Genomic DNA, 18542 nt, shown 5'->3' with positions numbered 1-18542 from the left:
CCCTAAAAAGTTAATCGCTTAACCCCAATCCAATCTAATTTTTTATCCTATGAACTTCGCTTATCTCTCAAAGCGGGTGCAAATATACAACCCCTTTTTTAACCACCAAAACTTTTTTGAAATAATTTGAAAAAAAGTTTTTTTACTCGTGAAATCCAATATAAAACCTTAATGAACTTAGCAAAATCTGTTTTGATTTTGAGCGTGCAAACATACGTCAATTTAAATCAAACACAACACCTTTTTTTAGATTTTTTTTTCAAGAAATAAGAAAAGTCCTGATTTTAAAAAAGATAGAAAACGAAGATAACAAATTTTATTAAACTGAGAACGTTTTTTTCTAAATTTTATCTCCATTTTCTGCTCAAAGAAATCTACTATTTTTATAAATGTATTAGGGATAGAAGCGGCATCCTTTTTATATTACCCATCTTTTGCATTTACAATAACGTAAGTTTTCTAATAAAAAGATATAGCGGATAGCCCGACCGCACCTTTTTTGGTGGGGAAATACCAAAACTATCTCTTTCCGGACGATGGAGGAGAAATAGTATCAGTCCATTTGTTACGCAAATCGTAAAAACTAAAATCTAAAGCCGTTTTTTGTTCTTCAAGGATATTAGATTGAAAACTTCGTTGTAGTATATCTTCTATCCAATAATCTTCTTCTATATTAATGGGATCGTATTCTCTTTTAAGAGAAATTTTAAAAAGCTTTGCTGTATTGTTATACCAAAATGCCCTCCACCCACTTCTATATTCTTTTACCAGGTTAAACATTGTCTTTCCGGTTTGTCGGTGGATCAACTTTACTAAAATCTGACCTTCTGTGCGTGTAAGTTTTTTTAGCTCTGCCGTAAATTCTTCCTCCATATACTTTTGGAGCATTTTTATATATTTCTTTTTAGTTCTTTTTGTATTTATCCCTTCTAGCCGTTCATTTAATGTAGTTAAACGTTCTGAAGCGAGTTTTGCATAGGGATATACTTTACGGGTCTTTCTTCTAAGAATAAGATACTTTCTTCTTGCTAATCTATCTTTGAACTTCAGTCTTCCTAAGATAACAACTTCATCTAAGTCAATAGCTTCATGTGGTATTGTATCGCCTTCTATAATATAATACTGCACATATTTTGAGCTATCAACGCTTGAAGAGTCGATTTCTTCTTGAGAAAAGAGGATGCCAAAAGAAAACAATACGAATATGTAAGTTAGATATTTTAACATAACAGATTTAGGTGGTCCAAAATTATTCCAAAATTAACAATTAACCCATTTTAAACTGTAAAATCTATGTGAATATTACTAATTTCGTAAAAACTAAATCATTTTATCTAATACTATGGCTAAAAAGAGCATACTAAATAAAAAATCTATTACTTTTCTTGAAAAATATTTAAATAATCCAGCTCCAACAGGATATGAATGGGAGGGGCAAAAAATTTGGATGGATTATTTAAAACCTTATGTTGACGATTTTATTACAGATACCTACGGAACCGCAGTTGGGGTAATAAATCCAAAAGCGAAATACAAAGTTGTTATTGAGGGACATGCCGATGAGATTTCTTGGTATGTCAACTATATTACTGATAATGGATTAATATATGTTATTAGAAATGGTGGAAGTGATCACCAAATCGCTACCTCAAAGCGTGTAAATATTCATACTAAAAAAGGTATTGTAAAGGGTGTTTTTGGATGGCCTGCTATACACACCAGAAAAGCAGCTAAGGAAGAAGCCCCTAAGCTCGACAATATCTGTATTGATGTTGGTTGTTCAACGAAAGAAGAGGTTTTAAAACTTGGAGTGCATGTAGGCTGTGTTATCACTTACCCCGATGAATTTTTTATTCTAAATAAGAATAAATTTGTTTGTCGAGCCCTGGATAACAGAATGGGAGGTTTTATGATTGCTGAAGTTGCTCGTTTACTAAAAGAAAACAAAAAGAAGCTTCCGTTTGGTTTATACATCACAAACTCTGTACAGGAGGAAATTGGTTTAAGAGGCGCAGAAATGATCACCGAAACTATCAAACCTGATGTCGCTATTGTTACTGATGTATGTCATGACACCACTACACCAATGATCGACAAGAAAACACAAGGTGAAACTAAAATAGGAGACGGACCAGTGATTTCTTATGCTCCAGCGGTTCAGAACAGGTTACGTGAATTACTTATTGATACTGCAGAAGATAAAAAAATACCATTTCAAAGAATGGCATCGAGTAGAATGACAGGTACAGATACTGATGCCTTTGCATATAGTAATGGAGGTGTTGCTTCTGCTTTAATTTCGTTACCACTTCGATACATGCATACGACAGTGGAGATGGTGCATAGAGATGATGTTGAAAATGTGATAAAATTGATCTATGAAAGTTTATTGAATATAAAATCTGGTGAGACTTTTAGTTATTTTGGAAAAAAATAAATTACGATAATAATTTCATTGATAAATCCTGTTCATGAGAACAGGATTTTTTATTTTTAAGAAATGGCAGATGAACTTATCGACATACTAGACAATACAGGTAAGCCTACCGGAGAAGTAAAACTGAAATCTGTAGCCCATCAATTGGGTTTATATCATGCCAGCGTGCATATTTGGTTTTATACCAAAAATGGAGAAATTTTATTTCAGAAAAGAGCAGATATTAAAGACACGTTTCCTGGTTTATGGGATGTATCTGTTGCTGGTCATATTGGTACTGGAGAAACTCAAATACAATCAGCCTTACGAGAAATTCGAGAAGAAATAGGTATTTCTGTTACCAAAAATACCTTAACGTTTATCGGAACATATCTAGCTGAAAAGACTCCGACCCCTAATATTTTTGATAACGAGTTTCATTATATATACATTTCAGAATTAACTACTCCCCTGTCATCTTTATCTATGCAAAAAGAAGAGGTCTCTGACCTAGCTTTACTGCACATAGACACTGTAACCAAAATCATGAAGGATCCTATATATTGGAAACTCTATGTACCTCATGACAAACAATACTATGCGCTTATTCTTAAAGAAATCAAAAATCGATTATGATAATATTCATATTACCACAAACTATCACTATGTAAAAAACATATTATATATTATAGTATTTTTGTATTGAAAATTAAAAACCAATAAATAAAAACTATGACATATTCTAACAAAGAGACTATAGCAGCGCTCAACATATTATTAGCCGATTACCACTTATATTATCAAAAGCTAAGAAATTTTCATTGGAACATTACGGGACCCCATTTTTTTGAACTTCATTTAAAATTTGAAGAACTTTATGAAGATGCAAAGCTAAAAATTGACGAAATTGCAGAAAGAATATTAACCCTTAGAGCTAAACCATTTAGCAATTATAGCTCTTATCTAAATCATTCTAATATAGGAGAACCTAATCCAAATCTTGTTGATCATGAAATGGTTTCTGAAATTCTTAAAGATCAGGAAATTCTTTTGAATCAGTTAAGACAGGTAGCCGAAAAAGCGGAAGATACTAAGGATGACGGAACCCTAGATATCACAGGGACCTATATTGGAGAATTAGAAAAAACAAGTTGGATGCTTAATGCCTGGAATCAGAGAAATTAAAATATCACATATTTCTTATCTAATTCTTTTGTTAACTATGACAGCTAGTTGTCAAAAGAAGAAGGATTCTAATTTGGTTAAAATTAATAGTCTTCCTAATGCTATTCATGAAATTTCAGGAATTACCTTACTTCATAACACTATACTTTATGCCATTAATGATTCTGGTAATGACAACACATTGTTTGAATTAAATGAGCGAGGTAAAATAATGCGTGAAATTAAAATTCAAGATGCAAAGAATATTGATTGGGAAGACCTTGCCTATGACCAAAATAACAATATTTATATTGGAGATTTTGGAAACAATACTAATAAAAGAAAAGATTTAGTTATTTATAAGGTTTCCGATGTTTCTACATCTAAGGTAACGATAGACAAAATTAAATTTTCTTATGAAGATCAACATAAATTTCCTCCAAAAAAGAAAAACCTTAATTATGATGTAGAAGCTTTTGTATACTTAAACGATAATCTTTATTTATTTTCTAAAAACAGAAGCTCAAAATTTAATGGAGAAACAAAGCTATACAAGATTCCCGCCAAAGCAGGAAATCATACTGCCAAGCTAATTGATACGTTTGTTCTTTGCGAGGATTCTAAAGATTGTTTTGTTACGGCTGCTACAGTCAATAAAGAAGGTAATAAAATAGCTCTATTAACCTATAATAAACTGTTTATTTTTTCAGATTTTACAGAAGATGATTTCTTTGGCGGCGCTATTAAAAAAATTAAACTAAATCACTATTCGCAAAAAGAAGGTGTTTGTTTTAAAAATGACTCTACACTATATATAACAGATGAAAAACAGGGAAAGAAAAAAGCTTCTTTGTATCAATACAGGATTCAATAAAAAAGTTTAAAAATCTAATCCGAAACCAAAAGTAAATCGCAATCCATCATCACTATTAAATAAACCTAGTTGCCCTCCAACTGAATCTACCGCATTAATCCAAAGACCACCACCTATGGAATCATGCCAGGTATCAGAGTCTTCTCTATCAAACCATACTCTTCCGATATCATACCCTGCAAAAAGCCCTAATTGTAATGGCAATAATCCTGTTTTAAATTTATTAAAACTATATCGCAAATCACCACTAAATGCTAATGCACTCTCTCCTGTAAAACGTTCTTCTCTATATCCTCTTAATCCTTTAATACCTCCAAGAGTAGCTCCTTGATAAAACTCAAATTCATCACCTATATTGACTTCGGCAATAACATTTGTTTTTAAGACTAGCTTCCTGTTTTTAGTAATTGCATTATAAAAACTTAGCGTAGGATTAATGTAACCATAGGTTCTATCGGTATCATCTACATTCATTCTAGCTCCTCCTCTAAGACTAAAAAGCATACCTCTTGTTGGATTCACTGCATTATCATAGCTTTCAAACTTATAGAACATATCCAGATTAGTAAAAAACTTCCTTTCAAAAAAATCGGGGTCACTTGTAACAAAACCCAAAGAAGAAGTGATAAACCTTCCTGGCGTATCTTGCACTTCTATCCCTTCAAAATTTGCATTTATAGAAAACTGTGAACCATAATTACCCTTTTTAGCTAAGCCCATACCAAATGCCCATGTACCAATCTTAACTCTATTATAATCTAAATCTAATTGATCATCTAGATTGATTGTATTATTACCAAACCCAAAAAAGTTTTGAGCAAAATTTTCACTAGTATATTTTCCGCTTAATAGAAAATTCCAATTACCAAATGTATTCATAAACTCACCAGAATAGGACATATCATACCCTTCTGTTTGAAAATAATACGCTGCACTAAACCTATGCTTACTGTGGTATGGGTCATTTTTAAACCCATAAACTGTATATGTATCAGTAAGATTTATATTAAGTCCGTCATCTGGGTTAAAACCAATAAAAGGAGCAATTACATTTGTTTTATTAATAAACTTATTATAATCATATACATTATAATCGTAAATATTACTAAATCTAAATTTTGCGCCACCTTTCTTCTTTATAGTATTGGGTTTAGATTTATGATCATACACTTTTATTTTTCTTCCATTTTCAATAGTATAAACATCATTGTTTTGTCCTCCAACAATTTTTATGCGAATTGGGTTTCTACCCTTTCCACTAATAACAAACTCATCATCATCATCCAATCCATATATCCAAATTTCTTTTGTTTCTTTAGATGAAAATACCTTATTGGTGTATGGTTTTTGTGATTCTCCTTTTTTAATTCTAGAAACTTTAACCCTTGTCTTATTATCCTCTCTTATTATCTCAAAAAGATCATCTTTATCAGTTCCTTTAATAATAACATACTTTGAAAGATAAGAAGCATAGCGATTGGCAATATCTTCTATTTGGTTTCTTCGTGCTTTAAGAAACCCTTTGATTTTTTCTATAGTATTGTCTTGAAGCTCTACTGGAATATTTCCAAAAGCTTCTTCTATGTCCTGATCGGTAAGATTGTCTTTGATATGTTTAGCTTCTTCTAACCACACTTCTTTTCCAGAATTTTGAATCAATGCTTTATCTAATCGCATTCCGGATAGGTTTATCCACCTTACTTTTTTAAGCTCTTCATTATACACTTGAAACTTTCGGGATAATGGTGAAACAAACTTTAAGATACTGAGAATTGCCCCATCATAATTACAGAATACTTGATCTCTATCTCTGGGTATAGGCCTGAAAATTTTTCCATCTTTGGTATTAAATTGTGACCATCTCCATTGATCAGGATGGCGGTCCCAATCCCCAAGAATCATATCAAATAACCTTGCTCTTATATAGTTTTTTTCATCTATCTGATACTCTTCATCTTTTCTTAACTTACTCAATACATCATCTGTACTCTCAATATCATCGGGTTTTCCAAATGAAACTTCTTGACCATGCTCTTTCATTGGTCTTTCTTCTAAAAAATAGATTTCATCACCAAAATTCTCATTGTATTTGCCTAATGCGGGATGTTTAGGAATGTAATATAATTTTGGATTTGTATGATACACTCCGATAGCATCTGCCAATCCACCAACAGCTAAAAATGCATACGGATAGCTAGAAGTATAAAAGTCAGAAAGTACACTTTCTGTAAGGGTATTATCAAAATCATCGTCAACATATGTATATTTAAATGCTCCTTTTTGCAAGAACTGTGTCGCACTCTTTCGCATTGCCTTTAGTCCATACTGTCTACCTGTACTATCTATGAGGCGCAAAGATCTTGTCACCTGTCCTCCACCCTGTCGGTCAATTGTTAAACCACCCATTAATGTATCCAACGTAGCAACAGGTACTTTAATCTCTTTTCCGTAGACATCTCTGTAATGATCACCCCACATTAGTTTATGAAATCCAGATTTTTCTACTTCTTTTTTATCATAAATTGAAGCCGACGCTTCACTATCAAAAGAAGAAGAAACCCCACTAAAATCGTATTCTTCCTCTTTAGGATGTACTTCGGTCTGATATACTAGTTTTGCTACTCCATCTTCATTACCATAATAACGTACATTAGAAGATCCATCTGTAAAAACATCTAACACTGCAAAACCTTGCCCTGGATATGAAAATAATCCATGTTTCCCTAAAGATGCAGATGACACTTTAGATCCTGAACCAGACAGGATTTGTTTAAGACCATCATTATCAATATACTGTAAAGAATGCTCATGGCCAGATGCAAAAATCACTCTATCTACACTTCTAGCCATAGTAGCTAATCTTCTCATAAATTTATTATAATGAGTATTAGATATATCTTGAGCCGTAACACCTCCCTGCGAACGAATTTGGACAGCTAATGATCCCAAAACAGGAAGTGGTATTTTTTTCTTTGAAGGAAAAATATGTTTATCAAAACTATATTTTCCTCCATGAGGTCCATTGGTAAACATAGGATGATGCATGGCTACCAAAATAGTTTTCTTACTATGTTTTTTGAACTCTCCTTCGATCTCCTGAAAGAATTTTTCTCTGGTTTTAATTTCACAATCATCATTGATTGTAGGGTTTTTATCCCAATTTGCTAGATACCACTGGGTATCTATGATCAATAAATGCACTTGATCATTAATTTTTACACTTTCTAAAGGACATCCTTTAGCAGGTACAAACGATTCTTTGTTGTCTAATTTCTGATTGACATACTTTTCTTCTCTCTTTAGGCCAACCACTCCACTAGTATACCAATCATGATTTCCTGGGATAAAAAGTACATTGCCCTCAAAACCTTGCGCGGCATCTACTTGAGCATTAATTCTATGTTCTGCCAAAGGTCTTTGATTAGTCCCTTCTTCTGGCATTCCTTTGGGGTAAATATTATCTCCTAAAAATATAAGATAGTCATCTTTGGTTTTGGCCGTATCTATTACCTTTTTGAGAATAGACAATCCCTTTGTACTCTCTTTCATTCTAGCATAACCAGCATCTCCCACCAAATAAAATGTTTTATCTATTTTTTTTGTTGGTAATGTTGTATTAAAATTTTCGACTTTATATTTAGGAGAATATGTAGCACATGAACTAAGTAATAATGCTACACAAATAATTAGAATCTTATTATATTTATTCATTGTTTGCAGTACAATCTCTTTTTTTTAATTATTTTGGTTATTGAAAAATTACAAATATGTCTTCCTTATTAGAAAAAACTGAACATTTTGTTTCTGAGCTCTTTGACAAAGAGCTTCCTAACTCATGTATGTATCATAATTATGATCACACCAAAAGAGTATTTAAAAGTACAAAAGAAATTATTGATAGCATCAATATATCTGATGAAGATGAAGAAGTTTTATTATTAACCGCTCTATTACATGATACAGGATACTCAAAAAGTTCTATAAATCATGAGGAACATAGTGTAGAGATTGCCAAAGATTTTTTGATAGCGCAAAATGCTTCAAAAGATATTATCAATAAAGTTTCTAAACAGATTATGGCAACAAAAATGGAGCATAAACCAACTGATCTTATGGAAGAAATCATCAGGGATGCAGATGCTTCACATTTTGCCAAAGATTATTATGGTGAGACTAGTGAACTTTTAAGGCGAGAGTTTAAATTAAATAATATAAAAGATCTCGATTCTTCAGAATGGTTAAAGGCTAATATCGACTTATTTCAAAACAAACATCACTATTACACCGATTATGCTAAAGATAACTGGGGACCGAAAAAAGAAGAAAATCTGACAAAAATGCTCGAAGAGCAAACAAGATTAAAAAAAGAAAAGAAAAAACAGAAGGAGAAATTAAAAAAATTGTATCGGGAAGAAAGCCCAGAAAAAGGAATACAAACTCTATTTAGAGTGACACTTAGAAATCACCTGAAATTAAGTGATATTGCAGATACAAAAGCCAACATACTTCTATCTGTAAATGCAATTATCATCTCACTGGCCTTGTCAAATTTGATTCCTAAATTAGACAATCCATCAAATCAATATCTAATCTACCCTACTCTTATCTTTTTAATGTTTAGTATTGCGTCTATTGTATTGTCGGTATTGGCAACAAGACCAAATGTTACTAGTGGCGAATTTACCAGAAAAGAAATTGAAGAGAAAAAAGTGAACTTATTGTTTTTTGGTAATTTTCATAAAATGCCATTAGCAGAATATAAATGGGCTATGTCAGAGCTTATGAATGACAAGGATTACATTTATGATACTATGATTAAAGATCTTTATTTTCTTGGCAAGGTACTTCACAAAAAGTATAAGATATTACGGATTACGTATACGGTATTCATGATAGGAATTGTTTCATCTGTAATTTCTTTTATCATAGCCTTTAACACCCTTCAATAATAAAGTATAAAAAATCCCGCTAGTGAGCGGGATATAATATAATATTAAGTAACTACTAATTAAGTTCTTTCATAAGATCTTCATAGGTATAAAACTCTTTATCCTGTTCGTTTTTGTGATAAAGAATATTTACACGCAATGCCTTCAAACCGGTCACTCCCTGGAGATCATCTAATTCTACAATTTCTATCTCTTCCTCGAGATAATTTTTGGATTGTAAAAAATTTAAGTACTTGATATATTCTCTTTCATCTGTTCGCTGAGAATAGATGATGACCAATTTTCCTTTTTCAGTAACGCGTTGATCTGTTCCTTTTATCATGGACTTATCAACTCGTTTCTTAACTACCTCATATCTTGCATTATACGTTCCATCCACATCAAAACGTTTTTCATCCATTCTAAACCTTACCGATAATGACGCATTAAAAACTAATACCATTGACGCTACATCTAAAGCAACAGGTAGATCCTTTTTCATTTGATAATATGCATTTTCCATTTCGCACATTACCTGCAACTGCCATAGTCTAAGATTATACAAATACACCTTATTAAAACTATCATGCTTTGTAATAGACTCACCTATATACATATTATGTTCTACTCCATCAGATTTAAAACGTTCAAAATAATGCGGATACATCCCTTGAGCTTCATCTTGTTTTTGATCCAACAAAGCAGCCATCTTTTTATTGATAAGCATAACAGATTCGTCATACGCCTTGCGATGCTTATATACTGTTTTCAAACCTTTATCTAACAGATCATTATATTCTCCAATGAGCATATTTAACTCTTCATTCTTCTTCTTAAGATGTTTGAATAAAGGTGTGATCTCTTTTTTAATAAAGTTTATAATTTTCTGCTCACTATCTACTTGCAACTGCTCGGTAATAGAATCAACATATCTATTCGTTCTATACTTCAGTTGCTCGTATATCGGCATAGGGTCTGATTCTATAATTTTGTTGATGACCTTAGAGATTCCATTGAGCTGAAGCACTAAATCCTTTTGTATGGCATGATTTCTAGCATCAGAAGAACCTTTAATATCGATTTGCCCATACAAAGGATATACATCTTCAAAAACTACTTCTTTAAACGACACAGGTTTTTCTTCAACCATAGCACGCATAAATTGTCTTGCTTCTTGTCTAAATTTCCAATGAACACTAGGATGGATAGATGTACATTCTTGCTGAATTATAAGTTCTAATTCATTTTCTGCTTTAGACTTAGAACGTAATACAGAATCTACCAAATAAGGCATTACATCCTGAAGCTTATTAGCGTTAATACTATTTAATTCCTGAACATTAGGAGAAACTATCTCTAGAATCCCTAACAACTTTCCTTCACTTTTAATAGGAGCAATAATTGCACTATTAATACCCTGAGAAACTAAATTTTTATACATCTTTTCGTCAGGTGTAGACTTTTGATACTTTTTTACATCCGAAATAGCGAAGTACGTTGATTTTTCGAACATAAAGTAGTATGTTCCTTTACAGAGTGCATCTTTACAATTATCTGAAAACTGATCATAAAGAATATAACTATCTATATTTTTAAAAGGTACTCGCTCAAATTTTTGATCCTCTTCATAATAGTTACTAAAACCTACTTTGATTTCGTGAAGATTAAATATTGCTCTAAAAATCTCCTGAAAACTATCTACAAAATCACCTTTTGTTTTGTCGTATCGAATTAAACTCGTTTTAAAATCGGATAACGAAACATCGGTAGTAACATCAAACATGTTTGCCAGTACCACACCTTTAAAAATCCAACTATGAGGAGGGAATTTTTCTTTCCAGATTTCGATATTATCAAAATTATCTAACAATTCGGCTACATCCTCATCTGTAATATCTTTAGCCTTATCCGTCTTAATAATATCAATAAAATCACCATTATACATAATCCTATAATGCCTCATTATACCCATTGCATCTGGGATATCATAAAAGAATGGTCTTCTAAAATCAATATTATACCCATAATAACTCCCCAAAATCATACTACATCCCATTATATAATAATGGTTTTCGTCTAAGTTTTTGATTTGAGGTTCGAAATCTTCTCCCGCTACCCCAATAATATTCTGATAGCGTTGGGTAGATTTTAATACTGTATTATGAAATGGTATCGTGGCAATTTTTATCTCGTTCTGTTGTAACACCTGTGGGAACGAATCCTCTAAAATAAGATCAATCTGCGGGAGTAATTCTATTACTCTTTTTTCATCTTTTATACCGTTCTCTAACTCTGGATATTGTTCAACAATAGATAATATATACGCAGCACGTTGCTTAAGGAGTTCATTGTCACTTTTTAGGTGCTCCCTATACTGCTCCAAAAATTTTGAAAAGCTAATCCATATATCTAACGGAAAATCCTGCTCTAACACCTTCATAATAGCTTACCGATTGTGATGACAAAAATAATACAAAACCTTTGCATAATACAATTGTATTAACAATTAATTAAAATTATGTTAATAGATAAAAACAAGGTTTAACATTATGACGAATAAGGTTTTAAAATTTAGACTCTAAAACGAAAAAAACCTCTCCAACAAATATTAGCCCTATATTTAAAAGAACTACAATATAAATATTAGACTAAATACTATAGGCATTTGTTACATCACTACCTTATTTTAACGTTTTTTTACACTATTAACAGAAGAGTATCAACAAATTACCCCATCAAAAAGTTAATTTTTGGAGTATATAGGTTGTATTCTGTATTTTTACCCACCACAAAATGAAAACACCATGAAAAAAATTGCATTACTGGTTACAATTATTCTATTTGCAGCCTGTAAAAAAGAAGAAAAAGGATATTCTATAACTGCAGAAGCAACTGGTTTTGATAATGGAACCGTAGTGTATGTTAATGCTATTAGTCAATCTAACAGACCGGTTATTATAGATTCTGCCACTATTGAAAAGGGAACATTTAAAGTTAGCTTACCCACACCAGAAAGTAATGACTTCAACTATTTAACCTTTAAGGACATTCCTGGTAATGTATTATTTTTGGCAGAAGACGCTCCAATCAAAATGACTATTTATAAAGATAGCTTAAGGTCGTCAATAGTTGAAGGAGGAATAGAAAACAAATTATTTTTTAATTACGTTAATGCTATTAAATCATATAGCGAAGAAAAAGTAAAGCTAAATAATGAATATCAGATAGCTTCAAAATTAAATGAAGCTGAGAAAGCGCTAAAACTGGCTACCAAAAGAGAACAACTCATAGAGGACGAAAAGAACTATCGAAAAGAGTTAGCCGAAAAAAACACGAATTCTCTGGTTTCAGTAATGGCATTAACTGATCTTTTAAATTTAAAAGCAATTAAAGCTAATGAAGCCAAAATTCAATTTGATGCACTACCAGATACACTAAAAACAACACGACTTGGTAAAAACCTTGATCGGCTTATCTCAAGCGCTGTTGCAATGGCAAGTCAAAAAAGAATAGATATAGGTAGTGCAGCCGAAGATTTTTCTGCCCCTACCCCCGATGGAAAAAAACTATCTTTAAAAGAATCTATGGGAAAGGTTACTATAATAGATTTCTGGGCGTCGTGGTGTAAACCGTGTAGAATGGAAAACCCAAATGTAGTTAGAGTGTATAACAAATATCACAACAAAGGATTAAATATTATTGGTGTATCGCTGGATAAAAAACAAGAATCCTGGACTAAGGCCATTGCTGATGATAAATTAGATTGGAATCATGTATCTAACCTTCAATTCTGGCAAGATCCAATTGCAAGAGCATACGGAGTGCGATCAATACCAGCTACATTTATTTTAGATGAAAATGGAAATGTTATCGCCAAAAACCTAAGAGGGCCGGCACTAGAAAAGAAAATTTCTGAATTACTAGATAATAAAGCTTTATAAAATAAAGTCAAAAGTTTATAAAAGAGCCCCTAATAGGGGCTCTTTTTTTTATCATTACAACTTGCCAAGTCTTTGCAATACAAAAAGAATAATAATGGGTATTGCTAATAAGCCTATCATGAGTAAATTTTGCTGAAACAACCAAGGTGCTAAAATTAGTGTAATAACGTACCCCCCAACCGCACCTCCAAAATGTGCATCATGACCAATATTCCCTACTTTATTTTTCATTCCAAAAATAGAATATAGTAGATATCCTATCCCAAATACATAAGCTGGAATAGGAATAGGAATAAACATTAAATACAAACTCATATCCGGTCTAAACAAAATACCAGCATAAATTACTCCGGAGACAGCTCCACTGGCACCGACCGCGCTATAATAATATTCTTCTTTATGAAAAAATAACGAAAATAAGTTGCCCACAAATAAACTACCGAAATAAATAATTAAAAACTTAACATCTCCCAAAAAACTAAGTACTACGGGAGCAAAAAAGTACAGTGTAAACATATTAAAAAACAAATGTGTCATGTCTACATGCAAAAAACCCGATGTAAGCATACGTATTTGCTCTCCTCTTCTAATACCTCCTATATTAAATTTATAACGCTCAAAAAAAGAAAAGTCATTAAATCCCTTTAATGACATCAATATATTAGCACCAATAATAATGATTACTACGATATCAAGGTTCCCCATACTACAATAATTTTATCCAAATATACCATATATTTTTACCCAAAAAAATCATAACATTTCAGACTGTGTTATTAGCAAAAGTTTAAGATTTAAAAGTGCGAATAATTCTATCTTTGTAAGCTTCAAAATAATTCACAATGCAGTTATTAGTATATCGTCTGGTGTATCCAATATTGTGGATAATTTCAAAATTACCATGGCGTTTATTTTATATATTTTCTTCTGGTGTTTATGTTTTTGTATATCACATTTTAGGGTATAGAAAAAAAGCAGTAACCGAAAATTTAATACTAATTTTTCCTAAAAAATCAGAAAAGGAGATTATCAAAATCCGGAAAAAATTTTATAAGCACATGTGTGATATGTTTTTAGAGATGGTAAAAACTTTATCTATTTCTGAACAAGAATTAAGCAAACGATTTAAAATTCTAAATCCAGATGTCTTGCAAGCGTTAGAATCAAAAAACAAAAGCATTATGGTTTTGATTGCTCACTACGCAAGTTATGAATGGTCTATTGCGGTGCAATTCTTAGGAGGTTTTCCGATAGTTGGAGTATACAAAAAACTTAGAAATAAATATTTTGATCAACTAGTTCACAAAATAAGAGGGCGTTTTGATGCCCGACTCATAGCTAAGCATAATACAATACGAGAAATTACTCGTGATAATATGGAAGGCAAGCTTTGTGCCTATGGGCTTGTAACTGACCAATCACCTAGATTAAAAAATACTACGTACTGGACAGATTTTATGGGTATCACGGTACCCGTATATCCAGGAGGAGAAAAAATAGCAAAACGGATGGATATGCCGGTAGTTTATCTAAAAGTTGAAAAAGTAAAGAGAGGGTACTACGAAGCCGAATTTATTACCATTACAGATACTCCAAAAGATTGTGAGGATTATTATATCACCAAAAAATACCTTAATCTTCTAGAATCTCAGATTTACAACAAACCAGAATATTACTTATGGACGCATAAGCGATGGAAATATCGTAATGCAGAGATCCCAAAAAGTGCCATAATCAATTAATCCACTAGTATACCATTCAGCAAAAACTAGCTTAGGCTTTTACAATTAATTATTGTTTTTTTGGTTTTTCTTAACACATAATAGTGGTTTTTAACGAAATACCTGTATTTTCGCGCACAAACCCCATCTATTATATGCAATTAATTACCTATAGTATAGTTTATCCACTCTTATGGTTAATCTCGAGATTACCCTGGAAATTGTTTTACGCTTTTTCTACAGGTATATTTTTCTTGGTATACTATATCTTTCGATATCGAAAAAAAACGGTTACTAACAATCTCGAACTAGTTTTTCCGGAGAAAACTCCAAAAGAAATTAAAAGAATATGTAAAGAATTCTATAGACATATGTGCGATATGTTTCTGGAAATGATTAAATCAATTTCAATTTCAAATGATGAAATGATGCGTCGTTTTAAGGTAACTAATATCGATGAGCTTAGACGTTTAGAAGGAAATGGTGAAAATATAATGGTTTTTATGGCGCATTATGCAAGCTACGAATGGTCTAATGTTGTAGATATACAGACAGATTTTCAGGCAGTAGGTATCTATAAAAAAATAGATAATAAGTACTTTGACAGGTTAGTACACAAAATACGTGCAAGATTTGGCTCACGCGTAGTGACTACAAAAGATGCCATGAAAGTTATTACAGAAGATCAGTCTGAGAATACGGGGCCGTATATGTATGGATTAGTCTCTGATCAATCCCCAAAAATATATAATGCTTTTTACTGGACAGATTTTATGGGAGTTAAAGTCCCAACATTTATAGGAGCAGAAGTATTGGCCAGACGTCTAGATTTAAGAACTTATTATTTACAAGTTGAAAAAATAAAAAGAGGGTATTACGAAGCTACATTTGTTCCCATCACAGAAGATTCTAAGAATAGTGAAGAATATTCTATTGTAAAAAAGTACTTAAGGTTATTAGAGAAACAAATCAAGAATAAACCAGAGTACTATTTATGGTCTCATAAACGTTGGAAACATCGTAATGCAGAAATACCAGAAGGTGCTACGGTAGATTAAGAACGCTAACTAGCCAAATACTGATAAATAAGTTTACCTTTATGAGTTTTTAACCATCTACTCATGCAATTACTAATTTATAGTATCACCTACCCTATTATCTTAGGAATATCTAAACTACCATGGAAGTTGTTTTATGCCTTCTCTACCTGCACCTACATCTTAACATATTATGTGATACGATATCGGAGAAACATTGTAACCCAAAATCTAGTACTGGTTTTTCCGGAAAAATCTAAAAAAGAAATAAGCAGTATTCGTAAAGCATTCTACAAGCATATGTGTGACATGTTTTTAGAAATGACAAAATCACTTTCTATTTCCAGAGAAGAACTTATCAAGCGTTATAAAGTTGTTAATCTTGAAGAATTTCATGAATTCGAAAAAAAGAACAAAAGTATTATTGCTCTCATGGGCCATTATGGAAGTTTTGAATGGTCTAATGCCATAGATTTAGTATCTATAAATCCTTGCGTTGGAATCTATAAACAAATCAAAAACAAACATTTTGATAATCTTGCACATCGTATACGAGGTCGTTTTAACTCGAGATTAATTGCTAGTCACAAGGTAGCCAGGCAGATTATTAAAGATAAACAAGAAAACACGGTATGTGCATATGGTATGATCTCTGATCAATCTCCAAAAATTCAAAATGCCAAATACTGGACCGATTTTATGGGGGTTAAAGTTCCTATATTTCTGGGAGGTGAGTTTCTTGCTCAACGATTAGATGTTATTGTTTTATATCTTCAAGTAAAAAAAGTAAAACGAGGGCATTATGAGGTTAAATTCATCCCTATAACCGAGAATAGCAAAGAGGAAGAGAAATATTATTCTATAAAAAAATATCTTCGATTACTAGAAGAACAAATACATGAAAAACCAGAATATTATCTCTGGACTCACAAGCGATGGAAGCATCGTAATGCAGAAAAACCTGAGGGTGCAGTTGTACAGTAATATACCAGGCAGAGATTCAATCTGCCCGGTATATTAGGATTTTTATATTCCTGCAATTTCTTTTAAAGTTGCTATCGTGTCTAATGCTAATTGATCTGCTTTTTCCTGACTTAAAGCTTCAGTATAAATACGAATGATGGGTTCGGTATTACTTTTACGTAGGTGCACCCAACTCTCTTCAAAATCCACTTTTACACCATCAACTGTAGATACTTCTTCTGAAGCATATTTTTTATGAAAACCTGCCAAAATACCATCTACATCTAATTCTGGAGTTAGTTGTACTTTATTTTTACTCATAAAATACGATGGATAACTGTTTCTAAGTTCACTTACTGTACATTTTTTTTCTGCCAGATGTGTAAGAAACAAAGCAATTCCGACTAAAGAATCTCTTCCATAGTGTGATTCTGGATAAATAATTCCACCATTTCCTTCTCCACCAATAACTGCTTTATTAGCTTTCATTGTCGATACTACGTTGACCTCTCCTACGGCACTGGCTTCATATTGTCCATTATGTTTTTGGGTCACATCCCTCAAAGCTCTACTTGAAGATAAGTTAGATACGGTGTTACCGGGGGTTTTTCCTAAGACAAAATCTGCACAGGCCACAAGAGTGTATTCTTCTCCAAACATCTCTCCGTCTTCACTCATAAAAGCCAAACGATCAACATCAGGATCCACAGTAAGTCCTAGATCAGCTTTTTCTTTAACAACCAATTCAGACAAATCAGTTAAATGTTCTTTAAGCGGTTCTGGGTTATGTGGAAAATGTCCATTAGGTTCGCAATACAATTCTACCACTTCTACACCCATTTTTCTAAGAAGCTTGGGTACGGCGATACCTCCTGTTGAATTTACAGCATCTACCACCACTTTGAAATTAGCTTTTTTTACAGCTTCAGCATCAACTAATGGAAGATTTAATACTTCTTCGATATGTTTATCTATATATGTATCATTAACGGTAATACTTCCTAAATCATCAACTTCAGCAAAAGTATACTCATCATTATCGGCAATATCCAGGATCTTTTTACCATTTTCGGCATTTAAAAATTCTCCTTTATTATTTAGCAATTTTAAAGCATTCCATTGTTTTGGGTTATGACTGGCTGTCAAAATAATACCTCCATCGGCTTTTTCGATAGGCACAGCCACTTCAACAGTTGGCGTAGTCGAAAGCCCTAAATCAATCACATGAATTCCTAAACCAACAAGGCCATTCATTACCAATTGCTGAATCATCGCACCTGAAATTCGAGCATCACGTCCTACAACAACAATTGGGTGTTTTTTATTTGTTTCTTTTTTTAACCAGCTTCCATATGCCGAAGCAAATTTGACTGCGTCTACTGGCGTAAGGTTGTCTCCAACGGTACCTCCTATTGTGCCTCTAATTCCAGAGATTGATTTTATTAATGTCATTTTATAATATTGATTGTTCGGTTTGAGGGCAAATGTACGAGCTACA

14 protein-coding genes are annotated in these 18542 nt (G+C 32.4%); 9 read left to right on the top strand and 5 right to left on the bottom strand.

Features of this window, described 5'->3' with window-relative positions; translation table 11 throughout:
- Positions 1–519: 519 nt before the first annotated feature.
- Entirely contained in the window at positions 520–1227 is a 708-nt protein-coding gene (locus JJQ60_RS21070; RefSeq protein ID WP_201924556.1) for a DUF4294 domain-containing protein, read from the bottom strand.
- Positions 1228–1342: 115 nt separating this feature from the next.
- Here JJQ60_RS21070 and JJQ60_RS21065 point away from each other — a divergent pair, with 115 nt between their 5' ends.
- The 4 genes from JJQ60_RS21065 to JJQ60_RS21050 all read left to right on the top strand — a co-directional run bounded on the left by JJQ60_RS21065 (position 1343) and on the right by JJQ60_RS21050 (position 4454).
- Positions 1343–2437, top strand: coding sequence for a M42 family metallopeptidase (locus JJQ60_RS21065; RefSeq protein ID WP_201924554.1), 1095 nt, complete (start codon positions 1343–1345; stop codon positions 2435–2437).
- 63 nt (positions 2438–2500) lie between these two features.
- On the top strand, positions 2501–3052 hold the full coding sequence (locus JJQ60_RS21060) for an NUDIX hydrolase (protein WP_201924552.1): 552 nt from the start codon (positions 2501–2503) through the stop codon (positions 3050–3052).
- A 96-nt stretch (positions 3053–3148) separates the two neighbouring features.
- The gene (locus JJQ60_RS21055) at positions 3149–3601 is read left to right on the top strand and encodes a Dps family protein (RefSeq protein ID WP_201924550.1); all 453 of its coding nucleotides are present in this window, start codon (positions 3149–3151) and stop codon (positions 3599–3601) included.
- Positions 3579–4454, top strand: coding sequence for an SdiA-regulated domain-containing protein (locus JJQ60_RS21050; RefSeq protein ID WP_201924549.1), 876 nt, complete (start codon positions 3579–3581; stop codon positions 4452–4454). The genes JJQ60_RS21055 and JJQ60_RS21050 overlap by 23 nt, the downstream gene beginning before the upstream one ends.
- A gap of 6 nt (positions 4455–4460) precedes the next feature.
- Here the strand turns inward: JJQ60_RS21050 and JJQ60_RS21045 are convergent, their stop codons facing one another.
- The gene (locus tag JJQ60_RS21045) at positions 4461–8165 is read right to left on the bottom strand and encodes a metallophosphoesterase (RefSeq protein WP_201924548.1); all 3705 of its coding nucleotides are present in this window, start codon (positions 8163–8165) and stop codon (positions 4461–4463) included.
- Between the two features lie 56 nt (positions 8166–8221).
- On the opposite strand from JJQ60_RS21045, the gene JJQ60_RS21040 reads away from it, so the two are divergent.
- On the top strand, positions 8222–9403 hold the full coding sequence (locus JJQ60_RS21040; protein ID WP_201924547.1) for a Pycsar system effector family protein: 1182 nt from the start codon (positions 8222–8224) through the stop codon (positions 9401–9403).
- 55 nt (positions 9404–9458) lie between these two features.
- On the opposite strand, the gene JJQ60_RS21035 is transcribed toward JJQ60_RS21040, so the two are convergent.
- Positions 9459–11822 carry a GAF domain-containing protein gene (locus JJQ60_RS21035; RefSeq protein ID WP_201924546.1) on the bottom strand — a complete coding sequence of 788 codons (2364 nt, stop codon included), beginning with the start codon at positions 11820–11822 and terminating at the stop codon, positions 9459–9461.
- Positions 11823–12186: 364 nt separating this feature from the next.
- On the opposite strand from JJQ60_RS21035, the gene JJQ60_RS21030 reads away from it, so the two are divergent.
- Positions 12187–13323, top strand: coding sequence for a TlpA disulfide reductase family protein (locus tag JJQ60_RS21030; protein WP_201924545.1), 1137 nt, complete (start codon positions 12187–12189; stop codon positions 13321–13323).
- A 54-nt stretch (positions 13324–13377) separates the two neighbouring features.
- Here the strand turns inward: JJQ60_RS21030 and JJQ60_RS21025 are convergent, their stop codons facing one another.
- Positions 13378–14028, bottom strand: a complete 651-nt coding sequence (locus JJQ60_RS21025; protein ID WP_201924543.1) for a rhomboid family intramembrane serine protease — start codon at positions 14026–14028, stop codon at positions 13378–13380.
- A gap of 137 nt (positions 14029–14165) precedes the next feature.
- Here JJQ60_RS21025 and JJQ60_RS21020 point away from each other — a divergent pair, with 137 nt between their 5' ends.
- The 3 genes from JJQ60_RS21020 to JJQ60_RS21010 all read left to right on the top strand — a co-directional run bounded on the left by JJQ60_RS21020 (position 14166) and on the right by JJQ60_RS21010 (position 17065).
- On the top strand, positions 14166–15065 hold the full coding sequence (locus tag JJQ60_RS21020; RefSeq protein ID WP_201924542.1) for a lysophospholipid acyltransferase family protein: 900 nt from the start codon (positions 14166–14168) through the stop codon (positions 15063–15065).
- A 134-nt stretch (positions 15066–15199) separates the two neighbouring features.
- A complete protein-coding gene (locus tag JJQ60_RS21015; RefSeq protein ID WP_201924541.1) occupies positions 15200–16102 on the top strand; it encodes a lysophospholipid acyltransferase family protein in 903 nt (300 codons plus the stop codon).
- A gap of 63 nt (positions 16103–16165) precedes the next feature.
- Positions 16166–17065, top strand: a complete 900-nt coding sequence (locus JJQ60_RS21010) for a lysophospholipid acyltransferase family protein (RefSeq protein WP_201924540.1) — start codon at positions 16166–16168, stop codon at positions 17063–17065.
- A gap of 42 nt (positions 17066–17107) precedes the next feature.
- Here JJQ60_RS21010 and glmM read toward each other — a convergent pair whose 3' ends face one another.
- The gene (gene glmM / locus JJQ60_RS21005) at positions 17108–18496 is read right to left on the bottom strand and encodes a phosphoglucosamine mutase (protein WP_201924539.1); all 1389 of its coding nucleotides are present in this window, start codon (positions 18494–18496) and stop codon (positions 17108–17110) included.
- Between the last annotated feature and the right edge of the window lie 46 nt (positions 18497–18542).

The sequence above is a fragment of the Aquimarina mytili genome (assembly GCF_016735115.1).
Classification (GTDB): Bacteria; Bacteroidota; Bacteroidia; order Flavobacteriales; family Flavobacteriaceae; genus Aquimarina; species Aquimarina mytili.
This window is presented reverse-complemented; position numbering and strand designations above follow the sequence as displayed.

Bases quoted from the DNA above. Each gene is read 5' to 3' on its own strand.
- JJQ60_RS21070 (WP_201924556.1), bottom strand. From the start codon at position 1,227: ATGTTAAAATATCTAACTTACATATTCGTATTGTTTTCTTTTGGCATC.
- JJQ60_RS21065 (WP_201924554.1), top strand. From the start codon at position 1,343: ATGGCTAAAAAGAGCATACTAAATAAAAAATCTATTACTTTTCTTGAA.
- JJQ60_RS21060 (WP_201924552.1), top strand. From the start codon at position 2,501: ATGGCAGATGAACTTATCGACATACTAGACAATACAGGTAAGCCTACC.
- JJQ60_RS21055 (WP_201924550.1), top strand. From the start codon at position 3,149: ATGACATATTCTAACAAAGAGACTATAGCAGCGCTCAACATATTATTA.
- JJQ60_RS21050 (WP_201924549.1), top strand. From the start codon at position 3,579: ATGCCTGGAATCAGAGAAATTAAAATATCACATATTTCTTATCTAATT.
- JJQ60_RS21045 (WP_201924548.1), bottom strand. From the start codon at position 8,165: ATGAATAAATATAATAAGATTCTAATTATTTGTGTAGCATTATTACTT.
- JJQ60_RS21040 (WP_201924547.1), top strand. From the start codon at position 8,222: ATGTCTTCCTTATTAGAAAAAACTGAACATTTTGTTTCTGAGCTCTTT.
- JJQ60_RS21035 (WP_201924546.1), bottom strand. From the start codon at position 11,822: ATGAAGGTGTTAGAGCAGGATTTTCCGTTAGATATATGGATTAGCTTT.
- JJQ60_RS21030 (WP_201924545.1), top strand. From the start codon at position 12,187: ATGAAAAAAATTGCATTACTGGTTACAATTATTCTATTTGCAGCCTGT.
- JJQ60_RS21025 (WP_201924543.1), bottom strand. From the start codon at position 14,028: ATGGGGAACCTTGATATCGTAGTAATCATTATTATTGGTGCTAATATA.
- JJQ60_RS21020 (WP_201924542.1), top strand. From the start codon at position 14,166: ATGCAGTTATTAGTATATCGTCTGGTGTATCCAATATTGTGGATAATT.
- JJQ60_RS21015 (WP_201924541.1), top strand. From the start codon at position 15,200: ATGCAATTAATTACCTATAGTATAGTTTATCCACTCTTATGGTTAATC.
- JJQ60_RS21010 (WP_201924540.1), top strand. From the start codon at position 16,166: ATGCAATTACTAATTTATAGTATCACCTACCCTATTATCTTAGGAATA.
- glmM (WP_201924539.1), bottom strand. From the start codon at position 18,496: ATGACATTAATAAAATCAATCTCTGGAATTAGAGGCACAATAGGAGGT.